Here is a 22,404-nt window from a genome sequence, read left to right as displayed (position 1 = left end):
GACCCGTGAGTATCGCAGGCGGATGGATAACGTGCCGGATGGCAGTTGAAGTGGCTGGAATTATTGAGGGATGCAAGAAAAGCTGCGATAGGACTCGTCTGACATGCATGTAGGGCCTGTCTGAGTTTTGCGAGGCAATCAGTCTGACCAGCCTTTTGCCTGCATCCGTTCAGGCAGCGGGCGGGTCGATGGAGGCTATATCTGTCCGGAGCGGCCGGTCATTTCCCGGGCCATTTCGCTGGCGTAGCTGTCGGTCATGCCCGCGATGAAATCGATCATGCGCAGGAACGAGGCATGCAGCGGTGCCTTGGGATCGGGCGCACTGTTACCCAGCAAGTCGAGGATGCGTCGATGCTTGAACGACGGCGTCCTGCCGCCAAACTGTTCGACGGCCGCGCCGCAGAATGCGTTGAGGAGGATCTCCAGCGTGGTGTAGGCACCGATTTCATGCAGTGTCTTGCGCTTGTCCTGAAAGATTTTCTTGCGCGCCATGTCCTTGGCGTTGAGCACGCAGCGTTTGGCCGGGCCGTGCATGTGCTCGACCAGATCGCCAGGCAGGGTGCCGGCCAGCAAGGCGTCCTGCTGCTCGACGAAGGCTCTGGCGGCTGCGTTGGTCAAGTGTTCGATGGCCTTGCCACGCAGGATTGCCAGTTTGCGCCGTCGTGAGTCGCCCGGACCCAGTTGCCGGTAGGTTTCCGGAAGATCATCGCCGACCAGCCCGAGCAAAAGCGATTCCACTTCCGCGTAATTGAGCAGGTCCATCTCCAGGCCGTCTTCCAGATCGATCAGGGCGTAACAGATGTCGTCGGCGGCTTCCATCAGATACACCAGCGGATGACGCGCCCAACGCTGGTCTTCAAGCTGCGGCAAACCCAGCTTGCCGGCGATCTGCTCAAGGATCGGCAGTTCGCTCTGATAGCAGCCGAACTTGTGCTTTTTGTAGCCCAGCGAGTCCGCGTGGCGGGCGGTCCACGGGTATTTGAGGTAAGTGCCCAGTGTGGCGTAGGTCAGGCGGGTGCCGCCGTCGAACTGGTGGTATTCCAGCTGCGTCAGCACCCTGAATCCCTGGGCATTGCCTTCGAAATTGAGAAAGTCATTGCGCTCGGTCTCGCTCATCGCGTCGAGCCAGCCACGCCCGGCCGCCTGATTGAACCAGTTGCGAATTGCATCTTCGCCCGAGTGACCGAACGGCGGATTGCCGATGTCGTGTGCCAGACAGGCCGATTGCACGACCATGCCCAGATCGCTGGGGTCGCACCATTCAGGCAGGGCAGAGCGCAGCGTTTCGCCGACGCGCATCCCCAGCGAACGGCCGACACAACTGACTTCCAGCGAATGGGTCAGGCGCGTATGGATATGGTCGTTGCTGGACACCGGATGCACCTGGGTCTTGCGTCCCAGGCGACGGAAGGCCCCGGAAAAGATGATCCGGTCATGGTCCTTGTGAAACGGACTGCGCCCCAGTTCCTCGGGGCTGTGCAGGGTCTTGCCCAGTCGTTCGCGGTTAAGCAGCGTTTGCCAATCCAATGCGTTCACTCCGTCAGTAATTGGGGCGTAGCTTCCCGGTTCGACACGCCTGCCGCAAGGGCCGCATCGATGAAAACAGGCCCCATGGAAAAACAAATGCCTGCTCCGGAAAACCTGAGCAGGCATTTGTATTAAGGCCAGTACCGTCAGGCCAGGATCATGCTAGACGCGTGGCGCAATCAGACTTTGCGATTGCGATTCTGCAGGGCGCGCGCTTGCATGGCGACCTTGACCACCGGCGTCAGCGTGATGCCCAGCTTCAACAGGCGTCCCAGCAGGCTGGTACGTCCGGTCTTGGCACGTTTGCCGCTCAGGAAGCCCAGCAGGGCAACCGAGCCCACACCCCAGAGCGGCGCGTGGCGAAAGCCCAGCGCGCTTTTCCAGTCATGGCGGATACCGCGAAAGCGTTGCAACGGCTGCATCAGTTGTGTCGATTCGTGGCGAATTTCCTGGCGGTGCATTTCCATGCGCAGGCGAATCAATGCCTTGCGCAGTTCTCGACGAGTATTGCTCTGGTGCGACTTGGGTTCACTCATGGCATCAATCGCTCACGGTCATTGGCCAGTTCTTCGAGGGTCGCATGGAAGGGCGAAGACTCGTCGAAGATCGCTGCCTTGAGGCGCAATCCACAAAAGATCGCGGCCAGCAGGTAAAACGTACACAGGCCGACGATGCCCGCCAGGCGATAACTGTCCCACAGAACGATCAGCAGCAAGGCCGAGAGCCCGGTGAGCAGCAGCAGGCCGAAAACCAGTGCCAGACCGGCGAACAGCAGCAGGCTGACGGTTCGCGCTTTCTGTTCCTGCAATTCAATGCCGAACAGCTCGACGTGAGTGTGCAACAGGCCAAGGAAGGCAGCGCCCAGGCGCCGCGGTGAAGAGCCCGGAGTTCCCTCGGGCGGTGCTGATTCCGTTCCCAGAGTCATGATGTTAGCGCCTTGTAGCCAGCAGACCGATCAGAAAGCCGACACCTGCGGCGATACCGACGGACTGCCAGGGGTTGTTCTGAACGTAATCTTCGGTGGCGACCACTGCCGCTTCACCGCGCTCGCGCAACGAATCTTCGGTGGTCTTCAGGGTTTCCTTGGCACGCAGCAGGCTTTCGCGGATCTGGGCGCGCAATTCATCGGCCTGATCACCCGCGAGAGAGGCGGTATGCGCCAGCAATTTCTCAGTGTCGGCAACCAGTACCTGGAAGTCGGCTCTCAGGATTTCCTGAGCATTCTGTGCAGTTTCGCGGGCCATGATGTTCTCCGTTTGGTGGGCGTATGAATGTTTCGAGTACAGGTGATTCCTGAAGGTTCACTTCGATTGGCGTATCGTGTTCGATCAGGCTTTACACTGCCGCTGCACCTTACTCCAAAAGTATCTGCCAGGAAAAACCGCAACCACTGGAAGATTGGGGTTCCGTATTTCTGGCCATTGGCTATGCTCCACACGCGTGACCACGGGATGGCCTGGCGCGCGCGACATCCGTTGAATGGAGAGTGGCATGGAGCGGCTGTATTCCCTGCAGGGGCTCAGGGGCGTAGCGGTCCTTGGCGTTGTGTTGTTTCACATGATGTCGGTAGAGAGCAAGTTTTCCGGTGGCGATATCCTTCTGCCGCCCTGGCTCGATTTTTTTCAGTTAGGCGTCGATTTGTTCTTCGTCATCAGCGGATTCGTCATGGTGATTGTCAGCCGTGGCCGTTTTCAGAGCGCAATCGAAGCCCAGCGCTTTCTGTTCAATCGGGTATCGCGGATCTATCCCACCTACTGGTTGTACTTTTTCATCACCCTGGCGGTTTATCTGGTGCAGCCGGGCATGGTCAACAGCGGGCATGGCTCGTCCAATCTGATCATGTCGTTTCTGCTGTTGCCCAACGACAAGGTGCTGCTGGTGATGGTGGCCTGGTCGCTGCTGTTCGAACTGTGGTTCTACGTGGTGTTCTCCGGTTTCCTGCTGTTTCGCGAGCGCAGTCTGCCGTTTCTACTTGGCGGCTGGTGTCTGATCATCGTGGCGTTCAACACGCTGGCAAACTGGCAGGACTATTCCCCGGCAGTGAAGATCATCCTGCATCCCTATGCCCTCGAGTTCATGCTGGGCGCCGCGCTGGCCTTGTTCTTTTACGGTCGCCACAGTGCCCGCGTGCCGACTGCTGCGGTCTGGTTACTGCTCGGTGTCGCGCTGTTGGCGGCGGTGCCCCTGATCGGCTATTACCGGCTGTATGAGAGTCAGGGGCTGCTGCGCATGCTCATGGTCGGCGGCACGTTCGGCATGCTGGTGGTGACGCTGGCCTTGCTTGAACGGCGTCGACACCTGCGGGTGCCCGGGTTTCTGGTTGCCGTGGGCGATATGTCCTACACGGTCTACCTGTCTCATCTGCTGGTGCTGGGGGTGATCGGCAGGGTCTGGAGCCTGGTGGGAGCCTGGCCCGAAAGCTACCTGGACAACCTGTTTTTCGCGCTGCTGATGATGGCTGCGGCGGTGTGCTATGGCTGGGTCGGTTATCGTTGTTTCGAGAAACCGGTACTGGATCGCGCCAATGCGTTCAGCAAGGCGCATTTCCGGGTGTCGACGTGATCCCGGTGCGCGCCTAGAATAATTTCCGCTTGCCGAGGATTCGCCGAGGATCGACTCATGCCCCCCGAATGTCAGCTGTTCAGCACCCTGGGATGCCCGCTGTGCGAGGTTGCCGAAGCGGTTTTACTGCCGTTCGCCATCGAACACGGCCTGCTGGTTGAGCTGGTCGACATCTGCGAGGATGAGCAACTGCTTGAACGCTACGAGTTGCGCGTTCCTGTGTTGCGTCGGGTCGACACCGGTGACGAGCTGGACTGGCCATTTGACGCGCCTCAAGTGGCGTCGTTTCTGAGTCGCTGAGCTGCCTTGTCGTTGAGCTGCATTCCCTTTCATTTACCGGACACGACGCGCAGTGAATATCGATACACGCATCAAATTTCGCCATCTGGTCTGCTTTCTCGAAGTGGCCCGGCAGGGCAGTCTGGCGCGTGCTTCCGACGTTCTGGCGATCAGTCAGCCGGCGCTGTCGAAAAGTCTCAAAGAGCTGGAAACCCTGCTCGACACTACGTTATTCGTGCGCAGCAAGAGCGGCGCGGCACTCACCGAAGCGGGCGTGGCGTTCATGCGCTTTGCCGGGCCCAGCGTGCAGGCCCTGCGCGAGGGCGTCAGCAGCCTGCGCTCGGGCGAGCACGACACGGTCACTGCACGACTGGGCGTACTGTCGACGGCCGAAAGCCTGTTGGTGCCCGAGGTGGTTCATCGCCTGCACCAGCGGCACCCGGCGCTGATCGTCAGCGTGATGACCGGGCCCAGTGCCTATCTGCTGTCGCAATTGAGGGTAGGGGAGCTGGATCTGGTGGTCGGGCGCATGACGGACAGTCCGCAGATTCAGGGCCTGACGTTCGAGCACCTGTACAACGAGTCGATGACGCTGGTGGTGCGCAGCGATCACCCGTTGCTGGCCGCGCCGCTCAAGCCCGAAAGTCTGGAGCAGTTCCCGCTGGTGTTGCCGCTGGCAGGCACGACCATCCGCAAGTTTGCCGACAGCCTGTTCGTGCAGTGCGGTATCCGCATGCCGCGTCAACGCCTTGAAACCCTCTCGCTCACCCTCAGCCGCCGCTATGTGCAGTGCAGCGATGCGGTGTGGATCGCGCCACTGGATGCCGTGTCGCTGGAGTTGAAAGGCGGCACGCTGGTCGAGCTGGACATGGGTATTCGTGAGCCGGGCGGTTCGGTCGGTTTGTGCAGCAACCCGGCCTTGCCACTCACGCGCGCAGCGCAGTGGTGCGTGGACGAGCTGCGGAGTCTTGGAGAGGCCTATCGCAACGTCTAGCATCCATAACCAAATGGTTATGGATCATGGGGTTTATTTCAGTTCTCTATAAGCATGGATCGCGCGACACTTCGCCGCAGCCTGTAGCGCATGTGATCGACGCCTGCGCGCCCCATAAGAAAAACGAGGAGAACGCCATGTCTGCCGCGGACAACAGCCGCTTCGTCATTCGTGACCGAAACTGGCATCCAAAAGCTCTCACCCCTGATTACAAGACCTCGATCCTGCGCTCGCCGCGCCAGGCGCTGGTCAGTATCCCGCAGTCCATTTCCGAAACCACCGGCCCGGATTTCTCGCATTTGAAATTCGGCCAGCACGATAACGACCTGCTGCTCAATTTCAACAACGGTGGGCTGCCCATCGGCGAGCGTATCCTGCTGGCCGGGCGGGTCTGCGATCAGTACGGAAAGCCGATCCCGCACACACTGGTGGAGATCTGGCAGGCCAACGCCGGCGGGCGTTATCGCCACAAGCGCGATGCTTATCTGGCGCCCATCGATCCCAATTTCGGCGGCGTCGGACGTGCACTGACCGACAGCGAAGGCAATTACAGCTTCCGTACCGTCAAGCCAGGGCCTTACCCATGGCGCAACGGTCCCAACGACTGGCGCCCGGCGCACATTCATGTGTCGATCAGCGGCCCGTCGATTGCCACACGGCTGATCACCCAGTTGTATTTCGAAGGCGATCCGCTGATTCCGATCTGCCCGATCGTCAAGGCCATCGCCAACCCGGACGCCGTGCAGAGCCTGATTGCCAGGCTCGACCTGGGCCTGGGCAATCCGATGGATTGCCTGGCGTACCGCTTTGATATCGTGTTGCGCGGCCAGCGCAAGACTCACTTCGAAAACTGCTGAGGAGGCCCGACATGCCCGTTCAATTGCTGCAGGAAACCCCTTCGCAGACCGCTGGCCCGTACGTCCACATCGGTCTTGCACCACAGGTGGCCGGCAATCCGACCCGCGAACTGGAAATCTGGAGCGAGATGGCCAGGCCCGAGGCGCCCGGCGAGCACATCGTATTGCTGGGCAACGTCTTCGACGGCAACGGTCACCTGATCCGCGATGCCTATCTAGAGTTCTGGCAGGCGGATCATCAGGGTGCGTATCACAGCGAATTCGACCCGGACAGGCCGTTCAACGGCTTTGGTCGCACGGCTACCACGGACGATGGCCAATGGATCCTCAAGACCATCAAGCCAGGCTCGGCGCGCAATGCGGCGGGCGTGCCGATGGCGGCGCACATCAATGTTTCGCTGTTTGCGCGGGGCATCAATATTCATCTGCAGACGCGGTTGTATTTCGACGACGAAGCCCAGGCGAACGCGCAGGACCCGGTGCTCAATCTGATCGAGCAGCCCCCGCGCCGCGAAACCCTGGTGGCACGTCGTTGCACGCACGAGGGGCAGACGGCCTATCGTTTTGATATCCGCGTACAGGGTGAGGGCGAGACAGTGTTTTTCGATTTCTGAATCGCTTGTCGATTCAGCAATCAATGTGCGTGCGTTTCAAGGCGCCTGCATCGGCAGGCGACCCTATAAAAATAAAAGGACATCTCCATGACGCTTTCCGCCGGCAGCCCCGCGCCGAGTACGCTCGACGTTCAGGCCTTCATCAATGCGCAACCGCTGTCCAGGTATCAGTGGCGAGTGGTTGCGCTGTGTTTTCTGATCGTGTTTCTCGACGGCCTCGATACTGCCGCGATGGGCTTCATTGCTCCCGCGCTCAGTCAGGATTGGGGGATCGATCGGGCCAGTCTGGGGCCGGTGATGAGTGCCGCGCTGATCGGCATGGTGTTCGGCGCGCTGGGTTCCGGCCCGCTGGCTGACCGCTTCGGGCGCAAGGTGGTGCTGGTGGTCGCGGTGTTGCTGTTCGGTCTTTTCAGCCTGGCCTCAGCCTACAGCAGCAACATTGATCAATTGCTGTTACTGCGCCTGTTGACCGGGCTGGGGCTTGGCGCGGCGATGCCCAACGCCACCACCTTGCTGTCGGAATACACCCCCGAGCGGCTCAAGTCGTTGTTGGTGACGAGCATGTTCTGCGGTTTCAATCTGGGCATGGCGTGCGGCGGTTTTGTATCAGCCAAACTGATCCCCAGCATGGGCTGGCATAGCCTGCTGATGCTGGGCGGCATTCTGCCCCTCCTGCTGGGGTTGGTGCTGATGGTCTGGCTGCCGGAGTCGGCGCGGTTTCTGGTGGTACGCAATCGCGGTGCAGAGAGGATCCGCAAGGTGCTGGCACCGATTGCGCCAAAGGCGCTGGTCGGCATTACTGATTTCAGCGTTCCCGAGCAGAAAACCGTCAGCAGCCGTAATGTGCTGAAAGTGATTTTCTCCGGCAACTACAGTGCCGGCACGCTGTTGCTGTGGCTGACGTATTTCATGGGTCTGGTCATCGTCTACCTGCTGACCAGCTGGCTGCCGACGCTGATGCGCGACAGCGGCGCGAGCATGGAGCAGTCGGCCTTCATCGGCGCGCTGTTTCAGTTCGGCGGGGTGTTGAGTGCTGTGGGCGTGGGCTGGGCGATGGATCGTTACAACCCGCACAAGGTCATTGGTTGTGCCTACGCGCTGGCGGGGGTATTCGCCTGGCTGGTCGGGCAGAGTCTGGGTAACGTCGCGCTGTTGGCGACACTGGTGCTGTTGGCCGGTATGTGCATCAACGGCGCGCAGTCGGCAATGCCGTCGCTGGCGGCGCGTTTTTACCCCACTCAGGGGCGTGCCACGGGCGTGTCGTGGATGCTCGGGATCGGCCGCTTCGGCGCCATTCTTGGCGCCTGGGCCGGTGCCACGCTGCTGGGCCTGGGCTGGACGTTCGAGCAGGTGCTGACCGCGCTGGTAGTCCCGGCAGCGCTGGCCGCGATAGCGGTGCTGATCAAGGGCTGGGTCAGTCATTCGGACGCTACCTGAAACCTTTCAAACTGGAGTGGTGATGTGAACAGAGCGAGCAATCAACTTTTCGATGCCTACTTCATGCAACCCGAAATGCGCGAGATCTTTTCCGATGAAGGCCGGGTGCAGGGCATGCTCGATTTCGAGGCTGCGCTGGCCCGGGCACAGGCACGCATCGGCCTGATCCCGCCCGAGGTGGTCGCCGACATCGAGCTGAGCTGCGACGCACGGCTGTTCGATTTCGACGCGCTGGCAATTGCCATCGGCAGTGCCGGCAATTCGGCGATTCCGCTGGTCAAGGCGCTGGGCAAACAGATTGCCGCACGCAGCGCTGAAGCCGAGCGCTACGTGCACATGGGCGCGACCAGTCAGGATGTGATGGACAGCGGGCTGGTCCTGCAACTGCGTCGAGCCATCGTGCTGCTTGAGCGTGACCTCACCCGACTGGCCGATGCGATGGCTGAGCAGGCACAGCGTCATGCCGGCACGCCGCTGGCCGGACGCACCTGGCTGCAGCAGGCCACGCCGGTCACGTTGGGGATGAAAATCGCTGGCTGGCTGGGCGCAGTCACTCGCCATCGGCAGCGCTTGAACGAGATCAAACCGCGTCTGCTGTGCCTGCAGTTCGGTGGTGCTTCCGGCAGCCTCGCGGCGCTGGGCGATCAGGCCTTTTCGGTGGCCGAAGCGCTGGCCGGTGAATTGCAGCTGGCGTTGCCCGAGCAGCCCTGGCACACCCAGCGCGACCGACTGGTGGAGTTTGCCGGTCTGTTGGGCCTGATCGCCGGCAGTCTCGGCAAGCTGGGGCGCGATGTGAGCCTGCTGATGCAGACCGAAGTGGGCGAGGTTTTCGAGCCTTCGGCACCGGGCAAGGGCGGATCTTCGACCATGCCGCACAAGCGCAACCCGGTCGGCGCTGCGGTCATGATCAGCACCGCGACTCGCGCACCGGGGCTGGTGGCCACGATGCTGGCGGCCATGCCGCAGGAGCACGAACGCAGTCTGGGCCTGTGGCATGCCGAGTGGGAGACCTTGCCGGAACTGTGCTGTCTGGTCTCCGGTTCGCTGCAGCAGGCGTTGCAGGTGATACCCGGTCTGCAGGTCGATGCCGAGCGCATGGCGATCAATCTGCAATCCACCAAAGGCCTGGTTCTCGCCGAGGCAGTGAGCATTGCGCTGGCTCAGCGCATCGGGCGCGATGCTGCCCACCATCTTGTAGAGCAGTGCTGCCGGCGTGCGGTGGAGCAGGGCGCGCATTTGCGTCGGGTGCTCGGCGAAACCCCGAAGGTCAGCGAGCAGTTTTCTTCTGACGAGCTGGATCGTCTGCTCGATCCGGCTCATTACCTTGGCCAGGCTCGCCATTGGGTCGAGCGCGCCGTGGCCGAACACACAAGGATTTCCCGATGACCGAAGATGAACGTTACGAAGCCGGCATGCAGGTGCGCCGCGCGGTGCTGGGCGATGCGCATGTCGATAACAGCCTGAGCAAACTGACGCCGTTCAATGAAGAGTTCCAGGAGATGATCACTCGTCACGCCTGGGGTGATATCTGGACGCGTCCGGGGTTGCCGCGCCATACCCGCAGCCTGATCACCATCGCGATGCTGATCGGCATGAATCGCGAAGGCGAATTGCGCCTGCACCTCAAGGCCGCGAAAAACAATGGCGTGACCCGTGAGGAAATCAAGGAAGTGCTGATGCAGAGCGCGATCTACTGCGGCATTCCGGCGGCCAATGCGACGTTCCACTTGGCTGAAGCGGTGTGGGATGAAATGGGTGTGGAGTCATTGCAGGACAATTGAGAGTGGTGATCGAGAACGCCGCCGCAGCGCCCTCGGCCACGGCGGCGTCCTGTTTGGATCAGAGCAGCGACAGCGGGTAGCTGACGATCAGGCGGTTTTCGTCGAACTGGTTGGTGTTGTAGTCGCGGCGCATGGTGGAGTTGCGCCATTTGACTGACAGGCTTTTGAACGCGCCGCTCTGGAACACATAGGCCAGCTCTGTTTCCCGTGCCCACTCTTCGCCGTCGGTGATGGTGCCGGTGTGTACGTTTTCGCCGCTGATGTAGCGGTTCATCAGGGTCAGGCCGGGTACGCCCAGGGCTGCGAAGTCATAGTCGTGGCGCAACTGCCAGGACTTCTCCCTGGCGTTGTCGAAGCTGGAGTTGTAACTGTCGTTGGCCAAGGTCCCGCCACTGGTACCGTTGACGCGCATCCAGGCGCTGTCGCCGCTGACTTTCTGCAGGCCCACATAAAAGGTGTTGCCACCGTGCCGTGCCGAAAGCAGCGCTGACCAGGTCTTGTTGTCCAGATCGCCGGCCAGCGACTGGCCGTCGTCCTTGCCCTGGAAGTAGCCAAGGTTGGCCCCCAGCGTCCAGCTGCCCAGCGGCTGGCTGTGCAGCAGGTTGAAATATTGCTGGTGGTAGATGTCTTCAAGCTCGGCGTACCACACGCCGACCTGGGTGCGCTTGTCGTTGAACACGTACTCGCCGCCGCCAAAGTTGAAACGGTCGGAAGTGAACGCGGTGCGGCCATTCAACGACATGTCTTCCATGCTCGCGTCGTTGCGCGGGCTGTTGCCACGGAACTGACCACCGTAGAGGGTCAGGCCGTCGATCTCCTTGGAGGTGATCTGCCCGCCCTGAAAGGTTTGTGGCAGCGAGCGGCCGTCATCCGAGCGCAGGATCGGCAGCACCGGCATCCACTCGCCGACCTTCAATTCGGTCTTCGAGAAGCGCGCCTTGCCGGCCACGGCCAGTCGCCCGAAGTCGTCGGCCGGGCGCCCATCGCTATGGATGGGCAGCAATTGCGTACCGCCGGTACCCTTGCCGCCGTCGAGCTTGAGCGAGTAGAGGCCCAGCGCGTCGACACCAAAGCCGACGGTGCCTTGGGTGAAGCCGGAGCGGGCGTCGAGGATGAAGTTTTGCGTCCACTCCTCGGCGTAGTTCTGCGCGTTGGCCGGGTCGACGAAGTTGCGGTTGATGTAGAAGTTGCGTAGGTTCAGATTGACCTTGGCGTCTTCGACGAATCCGGCACTCTGGCCGCTGATGGGCGTCAGGCTTGCAGCGACGGCCGCTGACAGACCGCAAAGGAGTTTGCAGGGGGAATTCACGCGCATGGAACAGACCTTTTTTGTAGTTATTGAGTCGTGTAGCTGGCTGTGATAGTGAAATGCCGGAACGCGCCACGCAATTGTGGAACAGTTGTTTCGGGCGATTATCGAACGTTAATGAACCGGTTCGAACATTTTCTGCGAGAAGCCGCAAACGTGTGTGCGATGCTCACGGTTTTGTAGACATGGGTAGCAGGCGCGGGCGCTTTCGGCCACGGCGTCGGGCTGCTGAAACTTGAACAAGGAAGCGCAATGAGCACTGCCAGCACGCCGTTGTCCGGCGTCAATCAACCTCTCAAAGGTATTGGCTTCATTCTTCTGGCGACCTTTCTGTTTGCCAGTCACGACACCCTGTCCAAATACCTGTCCGGCTTCTATCCGATCATTCTGGTGGTGTGGGCGCGTTATGTGGTGCACACACTGCTGATGGCCTGCATCTTCATGCCGTCATCGGGCTTGCGGGTGTTGCGCACCAAGCGTCCCGGCCTGCAGGTCTTGCGTGCGCTGGCGTTGCTGGGTACCAGTCTGCTGTTTACCAGCAGCCTGATGTTCATCCCGCAGGCAGAAGCGACGGCGGTCAACTTTCTTGCGCCGTTGCTGGTTACCGCGTTATCGGTGCCACTGCTGCACGAGCGTGTGACGCGTGGGCAGTGGATTGCGGTGGTGGTGGGGTTTGTCGGGGTGATGATCATCATTCATCCGGGCGGCGAGCTGTTTACCCCGGCGATTCTGTTGCCGCTGTCGTCGGCCTTGTGTTTTGCGCTGTATCAACTCCTGACGCGGTTGGTCAGTCCGTTCGACAGCCCGACCACCAGCAATTTTTTCGCGGGGCTGTTCAATACCCTGTTGATGAGTGCGTTGGTGCCGTTCTTCTGGGAAGTGCCTGCGCTCAAGCACTTGCCGTTTCTGCTGGCGCTCGGTGCTTGCGGGATGTCTGCGCATTTGCTGCTGACCCAGGCCTTCCGCTTCGCCGCCCCGGCCATGCTTGCGCCGTTCAGTTATTGCCAGATCGTGTTCGCCGGACTGCTGGGCTACCTGGTCTTCGACCACACCCCGTCCCCGACCGCGCAGGCCGGCATCGCCATCATCTGCCTCAGTGGTCTGGCGGCGGCGTGGCAACAGCGACGTAAGGGTGGGTAACTACCGGGGCTGAAGATCCGATTGACGCCTATGCCGATGTTCAGTTGGCATGTTTTTCCTGACGCCCTGCGTCGCAGCACAATGTCATGCTGCGTCTGCAGGAGGCCGCCATACGTGCTTTTCGATCACGGTGGCACTGACGACGCAGAGTGCGACGTTAGTGACGGCTGAGTCCTGGCGCTGATCCGGGGGTAGCCTGGCAGGACGCCAGGCTAGCCGCACCGCGCCATGGATGGCCCGTTGCGGCGACCCCCGGATCAGTGACAGGGCGAAGGAACCCGACGGAGTCGGGCCGGAAACAGGAGCGGGGACTTTGCTCACTTTGGTCCCTCAAAGTGAGTCGCCGAGGGGCGAAAAGGTGACCTGAGCCGAACGCCAATCCACCTGACAAAGAAAACCCGCTGTGTGACGCAGAGCGTCACGAACTGCATCCCCACGCGGAGCGTGGGGACGATAGCCATTCTGGGTTTTCGGGCTGCGTCAGACGATTACTCGCTGAGCGTCGGAACCTTGCGAGGGGCCATGAAGTACATCCAGATCAGGGCAATGAAATACATCGCCGGGATCATGGTGAACAACACGTTGTAGTTGTTATTGGTGGCGGTCAGCACCGCACCCACGATCTGCGTCATGAACATACCGCCGATGGCCGCACACATGCCGCCGAAGCCGAACACGGTACTCATCATGTGCTTGGGGGTGTAGTCCATCACCAGGCTCCAGATATTCGCCGTCCAGGCCTGATGCGCACCCACGGCAAGCGAAATGGCCAGTACCGCCACCCACAACCCACTGGCATTGGCCGCGAACACCACGCTGCAGATCGTGATGGCAAAGATCAGCATCGACAACAGCCGCGCAGTCGTCGCACGCATGCCACGACCAATCAGCCAGGACGACAGAATGCCGCCACCGACACTGCCGAAGTCCGCCGTCAGCCAGATCAGAATCAGCGGGATACCCATCTGCGTCACGCTGATCCCCAGGTTGTATTGCTGATTGAGGAACGGCGGCAGCCAGTACAGGTAGAACCAGAACACCGGAGCAGTAATCGCATACGCCAGCGCGAACGCCCATGTGCCACGCATCTTCAGAATGCCGGTGAACGGCACCTTGACCGGCGCCGGTTCGACTTCCTGATTGATGTAATCCAGCTCGGTCTTGCTGACGGTCGGATGCTCTTCGGGGTTGTAGTACTTCAGGCGCCAGGTGATGGCCCAGAGCAGCCCCAGCGAACCCATCGCCACGAAGGCGGCTTGCCAGCCCCAGACCGTGAGGATCACCGGCAGCAAGGCCGGGGTCAGCATGGCACCGACGTTGGTGCCGGCGTTGAAGATACCGGTGGCCACCGCGCGCTCACCGGCAGGGAACCACAGGCGTGTGGTCTTCACGCAGGCCGGGTAGTTGGCGGCTTCGGTCAGGCCCAGAATGAAGCGGCAGACCATGAAACCGACAGCGGAAGTGGCAAGGCCGTGCGCGCCAGTCGCCAGGCTCCACAGCAGCACCGCAAGGAAGAACGCGCGCTTCACGCCGACCTTGTCGATGAAGCGGCCCTGCAGCACGAAGCCGACCGCATAACCGACCTGAAACCAGAAGTTGATGTTGGCGTAGTCCATCGCCGTCCAGCTCATTTCCTTGGCGAGGATAGGCTGCATGACGCCGAGCGCGGCCCGGTCGATGTAGTTCAGCGTAGTGGCGAAGAACACCAGGGCGAGCATGCCCCAGCGAGTCTTGCCCACGGCGAGTGCGCCGCGGATCTTTTCGCCCATCCCGGCACGGGCGGCCTGGGCGACAGGGTTGGTCTGGGTGTTAAGCATGATGTTCTAACCATCCGTTCCAGGACTGTGCTGCTGGCAACAGTCGGACTGAGAAGTCCACTCGATGCAGGCGTTGTGCAGGTAAAGTGAAGTCGTAGAACCGTGATTCGACTGGCCTGTAGACTCAGGCTGTCCTCGAAACGATCCGTCGGGCCGACAATTTACAGGTTGGGCCGCGTAAGTGTGTTGGAATGTTTCAGGCGACGTGTACCCAGGCCGGGCTTTTGGCCGGGCGGGTTCGTCGAACAGGACGTCTGGTAAGACGGATGGGCGAGCGGGCGAGCAAAGCGAGAAGGGTGCACATGAGCAATGTTCCTGTTTTTTGAATTGTTATGGGTTGCTGCTGATGAAGCGAAGATCAAAAATGTCGGACTGCGGGTCTATCCTGCAATGTGATGCTGATGTTGAGCATTGCGAGATACAGCGTCAATTGAGTAAAACGGCTTTTGTTCGATAATCGAACGTAAAACTAACCGGTTCGTACACTTTATGTTGCTGTAGTATTTTCACAGGCAAATACTTTACTCGCACCTCTGAATAAGGCCGGGAAAGGCCAGGAATGCGGTGCTGTCCAGTCGCGACCCAAGCAGGTCGCGTTCATCCAGGAGCTGAAAAGCATGCAGCGTTCAATTGCTACCGTATCCTTGAGCGGTACTCTGCCCGAAAAGCTCGAAGCCATCGCCGCAGCCGGCTTTGACGGCGTCGAGATTTTCGAAAACGACTTGTTGTATTACGACGGTAGCCCACGCAACATCAGGCAAATGTGTGCCGACCTGGGCATCGCCATCACCCTGTTTCAGCCGTTCCGCGATTTCGAAGGCTGCCGCCGTGATCGTTTGCAGCGCAATATCGACCGTGCCGAACGCAAATTCGATCTGATGCAGGAGCTGGGCACCGATCTGGTGCTGGTCTGCAGCAATGCGTCTGCCGATTCGGTGGGCGACGAAAACATTCTGCTCGATGACCTGGGCTTGCTCGCCGAGCGCGCGGGTGCCCGTAACCTGCGCGTCGGTTATGAAGCGCTGGCTTGGGGCAAGCACGTGAACACCTGGCAACAGGTCTGGAACCTGGTGCGTCAGGTTGACCACCCGGCGCTTGGCGTGTTGCTCGACAGTTTCCATACCCTGTCGCTGAAAGGCGATCCGAGCGCTATCGCGCAGATCCCGGGCGACAAGATCTTCTTCGTGCAGATGGCCGACGCACCGCTTCTGGCGATGGATGTACTGGAGTGGAGCCGCCATTTCCGCTGCTTCCCGGGTCAGGGTGAATTCGATCTGGCCGGCTTCCTCGCGCCGATCCTGCGCAGTGGCTACACCGGTCCGTTGTCGCTGGAGGTGTTCAACGATGGCTTCCGTGCAGCGCCGACACGCGCCAATGCCGCGGACGGCCTGCGCTCGCTGCTCTATCTGGAAGAGAAAACCCGCCAGCTGATGGCGCGTGACGAGCCGGCCGCGGCTCCTGAAATTCTCTTCAACCCACCCGCGGCCAGCACCTACAATGGCGTCGAGTTCCTTGAGTTTGCCGTTGACGAGAGCCACGGCGCTCGCCTGTCGGGCTGGCTGCAACGGTTGGGCTTTGCCAAGCTGGGTCAGCACCGTTCCAAGGCTGTCAGTCTGCTGGGGCAGGGCGATATCAGGATTGTGCTCAATGCCGAACCCTATTCCTTCGCTCACAGTTTTTTCGAGGCGCACGGCCCGTCGCTGTGCGCCACTGCCTTGCGCGTCGACGACGGCCATCAGTCGCTGGAACGTGCGCGTGCCTTCAAGGGCCAGCCCTATCGTGGCCTGGTCGGCCCCAACGAACGGGAGATTCCGTCGGTCCGCGCGCCTGACGGCAGCCTGATCTATCTGGTGGATAACGCCGCGCCGGGGGAATCGATTTACGACAGCGATTTTGTCGTCGATCCGCAAGCCGTCGCCAAGGGCGGGTTGCAGCGTATCGACCACATGGCCATGGCGCTGCCGGCCGACAGCCTGGACAGTTGGGTGTTGTTCTACAAAAGCATTCTGGATTTCGAGGCTGACGACGAAGTGGTCTTGCCCGACCCCTACGGTCTGGTCAAGAGCCGTGCGCTGCGTAGCCGTTGCAGCACCGTGCGCTTGCCGCTGAATATTTCCGAGAATCGCAATACGGCCATCTCCCATGCGCTGTCGAGCTATCGCGGCTCGGGCGTGCACCACATTGCATTTTCCTGCGAAGACATCTTCGCCGAAGTGAGCCGCGCCAAGGAAGCGGGCGTGCCGTTGCTGGACATCCCGCTCAATTACTACGATGACCTGGCGGCACGCTTCGATTTCGACGAGGAGTTTCTCAGCGAACTGGCGTATTACAACGTGCTCTATGACCGCGATGCGCAGGGTGGCGAGTTGTTCCACGTCTACACCGATGCGTTCGACGGGCGCTTCTTTTTCGAAATCCTGCAGCGCAAGAACGGCTACGTAGGGTATGGCGCTGCCAACGTCCCGGTGCGTCTGGCGGCGATGGCCAAGGCGCGCAATGTGGCAGCACGTCAGGCGCGTCTGTAAGGCGAATCCGATTGCAGGGCTGCTGCGAGGGTTCGACGCCCTCGCGGCTTCCCTCGGTTGCCGGTCGGCTTCATACTCCGCGCATTACTCGTGGTCATGAGCCAACAATGAAAACAACTGACGACTCCGTTGCCGTTGCGTCGAAAGGGCGCAAGAACAATCCGGAAAAGACCCGCGAAGACATTCTGCAGGCTGCCGTTGCCGAGTTTGTCGCCCATGGCCTGTCGGGTGCGCGTGTCGATGCCATTGCCGAACGCACCAAAACCTCGAAACGGATGATCTATTACTACTTCGGCAGCAAGGAGCAGCTGTACGTCGAAGTGCTGGAAAAACTCTACGGCGCGATTCGCAACACCGAGAGCCAGCTCAATCTGTCCGAACTCGAGCCGGTGGAAGCGATTCATCGCGTGGTCGAGTTCACCTTCGACCACCACGACAGCAATGTCGATTTCGTGCGCATCGTGTGCATCGAAAACATCCATAACGGCGAGAACGTCAAACAGTCCGAATCGATTCAGGCCAAGAGCCAGAACATCATCAGGGCGCTCGACGGCATTCTGCGTCGTGGCGAAGCCAGCGGCCTGTTTCGTGACGGTGTTCACCCGGTGGACCTGCACCTGATGATCAGCTCGTTCTGCTTCTACCGGATCTCCAATCGCCATACCTTCAGCGAAATCTTTCAGATCGAGCTGTGGAGCGAGGAGGTCAAACAGCGTCACAAGGCAATGATCTGCGACGCTGTGTTGCGTTATCTCAAGCGCTGATGTTTACAACGTGTGGAAGTGCGCCATCATCCGCTCTGCATCGGCGGACTGGCCACTGAACAGTTCAAAGGCCTTGACCGCCTGAAACACCGCCATGGTGCTGCCATCCAGTGTTCGGCAGCCCAGTGCGCGGGCATGCTTGAGCAATTCGGTTTCCAGCGGAAAGTAAATGATTTCCGCCACCCACAGTTCAGGCCGCAGCAACTCGACCGGCAACGGCGTGCCTGGCAGTTTGGTCATGCCGACCGGCGTGGTATTGACCAGTCCGTCGGCTTCGGCCATCGCCGCAGGCAGGTCGATGCCCACCTGAGCGCGCCCTGCACCGAAGTGCTGGTTGAGGTTGTCCACCAGCCCCTGGGCGCGTTGCGGCTCGACCTCGAACACGCTGAGGCGCTCGACGCCTGCGCTCAGCAGCGCATGAGCCACGGCAGCGCCCGCGCCACCTGCACCCATCTGCACCACCTGTTGGCGTGGGGCCTTGTCCAGGCCGCGCTGAAAACCTTCGGCAAAGCCCAGGCAGTCGGTGTTATGGCCGATGCGCTTGCCGTCCTTGAACACCACCGTATTCACCGCGCCGATACCGCGTGCTTCATCGGACAGCTCATCGAGTAACGGGATGATCGCCTGCTTGCACGGGAAGGTGATATTCAGGCCGGTGAAGCCGCACTGTCGGGCGCCTTCCAGAAGCTGGGGCAGGGCTTGGATGTCCACTTGCAGGGCGTCGATGTCGATCAGCCGATACAGATAGCGCATGCCTTGCGCATCACCTTCATGCTCGTGCATGGCGGGCGTGCGCGAGGCCTGGATGCCCGAGCCGATCAGGCCGGCGAGGATGGAGGGTTTTTCAGCATGAGTCATAAAATACGTCTCTTGTTTTTGTGTCACTGCCCGGTTGGCGGCAGGTGTTAAACGGAATGTACCAGATGGTTAATAGTGCCGCAGGCAGGAGTCGATTACCACGCAGCGATGTTGTGCGGTGATCGCACTAATCAGTGATAATCCACGGCCAGCCGCTTCAGGCTTACACGAGTTCGAGTCCCCGCATGTCCGAGTCCGTTTTCAGCGCCGCACAGCAGCAAGCCAGTACGTTGTATCTGCCTCCGGGCTCGTGGGCCACGGTGCTCGATTGCCTGTGCGCGAAATTTCCGGCCATCAGCCGCGACCAGTGGCTGGATCGGTTTGCTCGCGGCCGGGTGCTGGACGAAAACGGCAAGGCCATCGCGCCTGATCTGGCGTACCGGGAGGGGCTGCGGTTTCACTACTTTCGTGAGGTTGCCAACGAAAGGCCGATCCCCGTGGTTGAGACGATCCTCTACGCCGACGAGCATCTGGTGGTGGCTGACAAGCCGCACTTTCTCCCGGTGACGCCTGCAGGCGAGTACGTCGAGCAAACCTTGCTGCGCCGCCTGATCCATCGTCTGGACAATCCTGATCTGGTGCCGCTGCACCGCATCGACCGGCACACCGCGGGGCTGGTGCTGTTTTCCGCCAACCGGCAGACGCGCTCGGCTTATCAGGCATTGTTCCCTACCCGGCGCATCGACAAGTTTTATCAGGCCATTGCGCCAGCGCTGCCGGAGCTGACGTTTCCGCGTCTGCACGAGAGTCGTCTGGTCGAGGGTGAACCGTTCTTTCGCATGCAGGAAGGCGCCGGCCCAAGTAACACCCGCACGCAGATCGAGGTGCTCGAGCGGCAGGATAAATTGTGGCGTTACGGGCTTTATCCGGTGACCGGCAAAAAGCATCAGTTGCGTGTACACATGGCTGCACTGGGCGCTGCCATCTGCAACGATCCGTTCTACCCGGACGTAGTGAAAGACCCGGTGGACGACTATCAAAATCCGTTGAAGCTGCTGGCCAGCAGCTTGCGCTTCGTCGATCCGCTCAATGGCGAGCAGCGCCACTTCGAGAGCCTGTTAGCGCTCGACTGGTAGTACAGGGACAGTGAAATGACAGACAAAAAAAACCCGCACTCGGCGGGTTTTTTCAAATCAGTAACGCGACGCCCGGATCACAGATCCTTGACGGTACGTACCTGATCCTTGTTGATGCGGGTCTGCTTGCCGTCGAGTTGCTTGAACTCGTAGAAGCCAGAGTCTTCATCGTACTTCGGCGTGTCGACAGCCTGGATTTCACGACCATCGTTCAAGGTGATCACAGTGGGCGATGCGCAGCCGGCGAGGGAGGCAATGCTCAGTGCAAGCAGGAAGGCAGCGGGAAGGGTCCGTTGTTTCATTACTGTGTCTCCAGATGGATTCTTGATTTACTGAACTCTCAGACGGATACACCGTCAGCAAGTTCCGTATACACCCGCAGCAACTTCAATGACCAGTCACTTGTTGCGGTTTTCACTGATCCCGGTCAACAGACAGGGAGTGTTCAGGTTGGCCAGGCGTGGATCGCCGGCTTCCAGTTGCAGAGCGACTGGTTGCAGCGGTTCCAGAGCCCGTCTCGGGCTGCGTTCGCCGGCCTGCCATGCGGCTTCCAGCGTTGCGGCGTGAGCGACAGGGATCATACCTAAAAGCGGCTGCCAGTGCTGACCTTCACGCACCATTATCGGTCGCTCCGGGTATTCAACGGCTTTTTCACGCAGTGCGTGCAGCAACGCTGCATCGACCAAAGGTGCGTCGCAGGGCAGGATCAGCAACCATCGATGCCGCGCCAGGGGCAGTGCGGCGCGAATCCCGGCCAGAGGACCGTTGAAATCGCTATCGTCGTCCTGCACCAGTCGATCGGCGTAACGCGCATAGCGATCGATATTGCGATTGCAGGAAATGATCAGGTCGTCGGTCAGCGGTCGGGTCAGTCGATGCAGATGTTCGATCAGCGGAGTGCCCTGCCATTCGATCAGGCCCTTGTCACGCCCGCCCATGCGCTGTCCCCGGCCTCCGGCCAGCAGCAGAATAGAGCAGGGCGGCAGTGTGGCAGGAACATTCATCGAACACTCGTCGGGCAGTCAAAAGGAGGGCTGTGATATAACACCCGCCTGTTTTCTTAACAACTGGATTAGGCCATGAAAGCCAAGGCTGACACACCTTTCGTACCCCTTAATATCGCCGTACTGACCGTCAGCGACACCCGTACTCGTGAAACCGATACCTCGGGTCAGATGTTCGTCGATCGCCTGATCGACGCAGGCCACGGCCTGATCGAGCGCGTGCTGCTCAAGGATGACCTGTACAAGATCCGCGCTCAGGTAGCGACCTGGATTGCCGACGATCAGGTGCAGGTCGTGCTGATCACCGGTGGCACCGGTTTTACCGGCCGCGACAGTACACCTGAAGCCGTGGCGTGCCTGCTGGACAAGCAGGTCGATGGTTTCGGTGAGCTGTTCCGGCAGATATCGGTGCCGGACATCGGCACCTCGACCATTCAGTCCCGCGCCTTGGCCGGCCTGTCCAATGGCACGCTGGTGTGCTGCCTGCCCGGGTCCACCAATGCGGTGCGCACGGCATGGGATGGCATTCTTGCCCAGCAACTGGATTCGCGCTTCCGGCCTTGCAACTTTGTACCTCACCTCAAGCAGGCCGAGCCCTGTGCGACCCGTGGTTGAGTGCTCATGAGCAACCAGCCGAAAACCTTGCTGCCTGTTGAAGACGCCATTGCGCGTCTGTTGAAGATGGCTGAGGCCACGCCGATCACCGAGCGTCAACGCGTCTCGCTGGCCGATGCCGAAGGCCGGGTGCTGGCGGTGGATCTGGTCTCCACGCTGGATCTGCCGCCCTGGCCGAACAGCGCCATGGACGGTTATGCCTTGCGCGTGGTGGACTGGCAAGGCGAGCCGTTGACCGTCAGTCAGCGTATCTTCGCCGGTCAGGCCCCCGAGCCTCTGGCCCCTGGCACCTGTGCGCGTATTTTCACTGGCGCGCCGATGCCGGAAGGCGCTGACTGCGTCGAGATGCAGGAAAACGCCGAGGTGCTGGCGGATCAGCGTGTGCGCTTCAACGAACCACTGGGTGTTGGGCAGAATATTCGTCCGCAAGGCCAGGAAACCCGCGTTGGCGATACCGTGCTGGCCGCCGGCACGCGGCTGGGTCCGATCGAACTCGGTCTGGCGGCCTCGCTGGGCCTCGCCGAGCTGGAGGTGATTCGTCGCGTACGGGTCGCGGTGCTGTCCACGGGCGACGAGTTGATTGAGCCCGGTCAGCCGTTGGGGCCGGGGCAGATCTACAACAGCAACCGGGTGTTGCTGTGCAGCTGGCTGAAGCGGCTCGAATGCGAGGTCGTGGATGCAGGCATCCTGCCGGACGATCTGGAAAAGACTCGCGCTGCACTGGCGAACCTGCAGGGCGTCGATCTGATTCTCTCCACGGGCGGAGTGTCCGTGGGCGAAGCGGATTTCCTCGGCCACGCATTGCGTGAAGAGGGCGAGCTGACACTCTGGAAGCTGGCCATCAAGCCTGGCAAACCGCTGACCTTCGGGCATTTTCGGGGTGTGCCGGTGATCGGTCTGCCGGGTAATCCGGCCTCTACGCTGGTCACTTTTGCCTTGCTGGCCAGGGCTTACCTGCTGCGTCGCCAGGGCGTGATCGACGTCGCACCTTTGCAGTTCCCGGTGCCCGCCGGGTTTGTCTGGACGCGTCCTGGTAATCGTCGCGAGTACCTGCGCGGCCGTCTGGAGCAGGGCCGGGCCGTGGCGTATCGCAATCAGAGTTCCGGCGTACTGCGCAGCGCTGCGTGGGCCGATGGTCTGATTGAGGTGCGCGAAGGCTCGACCGTTGCCGAAGGTGACTGGGTCAACTTCATCCCGCTGAGTGAAGTGCTCGGCTGAGTGCATTCGAATGGTGGGGCGGGTACG

23 protein-coding genes are annotated in these 22,404 nt (G+C 60.7%); 14 read left to right on the top strand and 9 right to left on the bottom strand.

Annotated features, from left to right (window positions below; genetic code table 11):
* Nucleotides 1-195: 195 nt before the first annotated feature.
* The 4 genes from LIX91_RS09060 to LIX91_RS09045 all read right to left on the bottom strand — a co-directional run bounded on the left by LIX91_RS09060 (nt 196) and on the right by LIX91_RS09045 (nt 2,771).
* On the bottom strand, nt 196-1,527 hold the full coding sequence (locus LIX91_RS09060) for a deoxyguanosinetriphosphate triphosphohydrolase (RefSeq protein WP_003416181.1): 1,332 nt from the start codon (nt 1,525-1,527) through the stop codon (nt 196-198).
* A gap of 179 nt (nt 1,528-1,706) precedes the next feature.
* Nucleotides 1,707-2,063, bottom strand: a complete 357-nt coding sequence (locus LIX91_RS09055) for a hypothetical protein (protein WP_003346087.1) — start codon at nt 2,061-2,063, stop codon at nt 1,707-1,709.
* Nucleotides 2,060-2,452 (bottom strand): phage holin family protein, encoded by a 393-nt coding sequence (locus LIX91_RS09050; protein WP_002553117.1) that lies wholly within the window; start codon nt 2,450-2,452, stop codon nt 2,060-2,062. The genes LIX91_RS09055 and LIX91_RS09050 overlap by 4 nt, the downstream gene beginning before the upstream one ends.
* 4 nt (nt 2,453-2,456) lie before the next feature.
* Nucleotides 2,457-2,771, bottom strand: a complete 315-nt coding sequence (locus LIX91_RS09045; protein WP_003315618.1) for a YqjD family protein — start codon at nt 2,769-2,771, stop codon at nt 2,457-2,459.
* A gap of 247 nt (nt 2,772-3,018) precedes the next feature.
* Here LIX91_RS09045 and LIX91_RS09040 point away from each other — a divergent pair, with 247 nt between their 5' ends.
* From LIX91_RS09040 to pcaC, 8 genes are all read left to right on the top strand, one after another.
* Nucleotides 3,019-4,089 carry an acyltransferase family protein gene (locus LIX91_RS09040; RefSeq protein WP_226488374.1) on the top strand — a complete coding sequence of 357 codons (1,071 nt, stop codon included), beginning with the start codon at nt 3,019-3,021 and terminating at the stop codon, nt 4,087-4,089.
* A 57-nt stretch (nt 4,090-4,146) separates the two neighbouring features.
* Nucleotides 4,147-4,389, top strand: a complete 243-nt coding sequence (locus LIX91_RS09035) for a glutaredoxin family protein (RefSeq protein WP_003315616.1) — start codon at nt 4,147-4,149, stop codon at nt 4,387-4,389.
* 52 nt (nt 4,390-4,441) lie between these two features.
* Nucleotides 4,442-5,362 carry a pca operon transcription factor PcaQ gene (gene pcaQ, locus LIX91_RS09030; protein WP_003366937.1) on the top strand — a complete coding sequence of 307 codons (921 nt, stop codon included), beginning with the start codon at nt 4,442-4,444 and terminating at the stop codon, nt 5,360-5,362.
* Nucleotides 5,363-5,499: 137 nt separating this feature from the next.
* Nucleotides 5,500-6,219: a protocatechuate 3,4-dioxygenase subunit beta gene (gene pcaH / locus LIX91_RS09025; protein ID WP_003416184.1), complete on the top strand. Its 720-nt coding sequence runs from the start codon at nt 5,500-5,502 to the stop codon at nt 6,217-6,219.
* An 11-nt stretch (nt 6,220-6,230) separates the two neighbouring features.
* Nucleotides 6,231-6,833, top strand: a complete 603-nt coding sequence (gene pcaG / locus LIX91_RS09020; protein ID WP_226488373.1) for a protocatechuate 3,4-dioxygenase subunit alpha — start codon at nt 6,231-6,233, stop codon at nt 6,831-6,833.
* Between the two features lie 87 nt (nt 6,834-6,920).
* Complete coding sequence (locus LIX91_RS09015) at nt 6,921-8,270, top strand: MFS transporter (protein WP_226488372.1); 1,350 nt, start codon at nt 6,921-6,923, stop codon at nt 8,268-8,270.
* A gap of 24 nt (nt 8,271-8,294) precedes the next feature.
* Entirely contained in the window at nt 8,295-9,656 is a 1,362-nt protein-coding gene (locus LIX91_RS09010) for a 3-carboxy-cis,cis-muconate cycloisomerase (protein WP_226488371.1), read from the top strand.
* On the top strand, nt 9,653-10,051 hold the full coding sequence (gene pcaC / locus LIX91_RS09005) for a 4-carboxymuconolactone decarboxylase (protein WP_003315610.1): 399 nt from the start codon (nt 9,653-9,655) through the stop codon (nt 10,049-10,051). The genes LIX91_RS09010 and pcaC overlap by 4 nt, the downstream gene beginning before the upstream one ends.
* A gap of 58 nt (nt 10,052-10,109) precedes the next feature.
* Here the strand turns inward: pcaC and LIX91_RS09000 are convergent, their stop codons facing one another.
* Nucleotides 10,110-11,366: an OprD family porin gene (locus LIX91_RS09000; RefSeq protein WP_226488370.1), complete on the bottom strand. Its 1,257-nt coding sequence runs from the start codon at nt 11,364-11,366 to the stop codon at nt 10,110-10,112.
* Nucleotides 11,367-11,612: 246 nt separating this feature from the next.
* On the opposite strand from LIX91_RS09000, the gene LIX91_RS08995 reads away from it, so the two are divergent.
* Entirely contained in the window at nt 11,613-12,500 is an 888-nt protein-coding gene (locus LIX91_RS08995; protein ID WP_003416203.1) for a DMT family transporter, read from the top strand.
* A 488-nt stretch (nt 12,501-12,988) separates the two neighbouring features.
* Here the strand turns inward: LIX91_RS08995 and LIX91_RS08990 are convergent, their stop codons facing one another.
* Nucleotides 12,989-14,317: an MFS transporter gene (locus tag LIX91_RS08990; protein WP_003393004.1), complete on the bottom strand. Its 1,329-nt coding sequence runs from the start codon at nt 14,315-14,317 to the stop codon at nt 12,989-12,991.
* A gap of 617 nt (nt 14,318-14,934) precedes the next feature.
* Between LIX91_RS08990 and quiC the strand changes: the two genes are divergently transcribed.
* Nucleotides 14,935-16,842 (top strand): 3-dehydroshikimate dehydratase QuiC, encoded by a 1,908-nt coding sequence (gene quiC / locus LIX91_RS08985; protein WP_003433018.1) that lies wholly within the window; start codon nt 14,935-14,937, stop codon nt 16,840-16,842.
* 107 nt (nt 16,843-16,949) lie between these two features.
* Nucleotides 16,950-17,606, top strand: coding sequence for a TetR/AcrR family transcriptional regulator (locus tag LIX91_RS08980; RefSeq protein WP_003416207.1), 657 nt, complete (start codon nt 16,950-16,952; stop codon nt 17,604-17,606).
* A 3-nt stretch (nt 17,607-17,609) separates the two neighbouring features.
* Here LIX91_RS08980 and LIX91_RS08975 read toward each other — a convergent pair whose 3' ends face one another.
* A complete protein-coding gene (locus LIX91_RS08975) occupies nt 17,610-18,464 on the bottom strand; it encodes a shikimate dehydrogenase (RefSeq protein WP_100073657.1) in 855 nt (284 codons plus the stop codon).
* Between the two features lie 185 nt (nt 18,465-18,649).
* On the opposite strand from LIX91_RS08975, the gene LIX91_RS08970 reads away from it, so the two are divergent.
* Nucleotides 18,650-19,540 carry a pseudouridine synthase gene (locus LIX91_RS08970; protein ID WP_226488369.1) on the top strand — a complete coding sequence of 297 codons (891 nt, stop codon included), beginning with the start codon at nt 18,650-18,652 and terminating at the stop codon, nt 19,538-19,540.
* A 77-nt stretch (nt 19,541-19,617) separates the two neighbouring features.
* On the opposite strand, the gene LIX91_RS08965 is transcribed toward LIX91_RS08970, so the two are convergent.
* Nucleotides 19,618-19,842, bottom strand: a complete 225-nt coding sequence (locus tag LIX91_RS08965) for a YgdI/YgdR family lipoprotein (RefSeq protein ID WP_003315600.1) — start codon at nt 19,840-19,842, stop codon at nt 19,618-19,620.
* A 96-nt stretch (nt 19,843-19,938) separates the two neighbouring features.
* Nucleotides 19,939-20,544 (bottom strand): molybdenum cofactor guanylyltransferase MobA, encoded by a 606-nt coding sequence (gene mobA / locus LIX91_RS08960; RefSeq protein WP_226488368.1) that lies wholly within the window; start codon nt 20,542-20,544, stop codon nt 19,939-19,941.
* Nucleotides 20,545-20,619: 75 nt separating this feature from the next.
* Between mobA and moaB the strand changes: the two genes are divergently transcribed.
* Nucleotides 20,620-21,159: a molybdenum cofactor biosynthesis protein B gene (gene moaB / locus LIX91_RS08955; protein ID WP_226488367.1), complete on the top strand. Its 540-nt coding sequence runs from the start codon at nt 20,620-20,622 to the stop codon at nt 21,157-21,159.
* 6 nt (nt 21,160-21,165) lie between these two features.
* Complete coding sequence (gene glp / locus LIX91_RS08950; RefSeq protein WP_003416211.1) at nt 21,166-22,377, top strand: gephyrin-like molybdotransferase Glp; 1,212 nt, start codon at nt 21,166-21,168, stop codon at nt 22,375-22,377.
* Nucleotides 22,378-22,404 lie beyond the last annotated feature (27 nt).

This window comes from Pseudomonas sp. B20, from assembly GCF_020515755.1.
Classification (GTDB): Bacteria; Pseudomonadota; Gammaproteobacteria; order Pseudomonadales; family Pseudomonadaceae; genus Aquipseudomonas; species Aquipseudomonas syringae.
The sequence above is the reverse complement of the archived record's forward strand: the minus strand, read 5'-3'. Positions and strand labels throughout refer to the sequence as shown.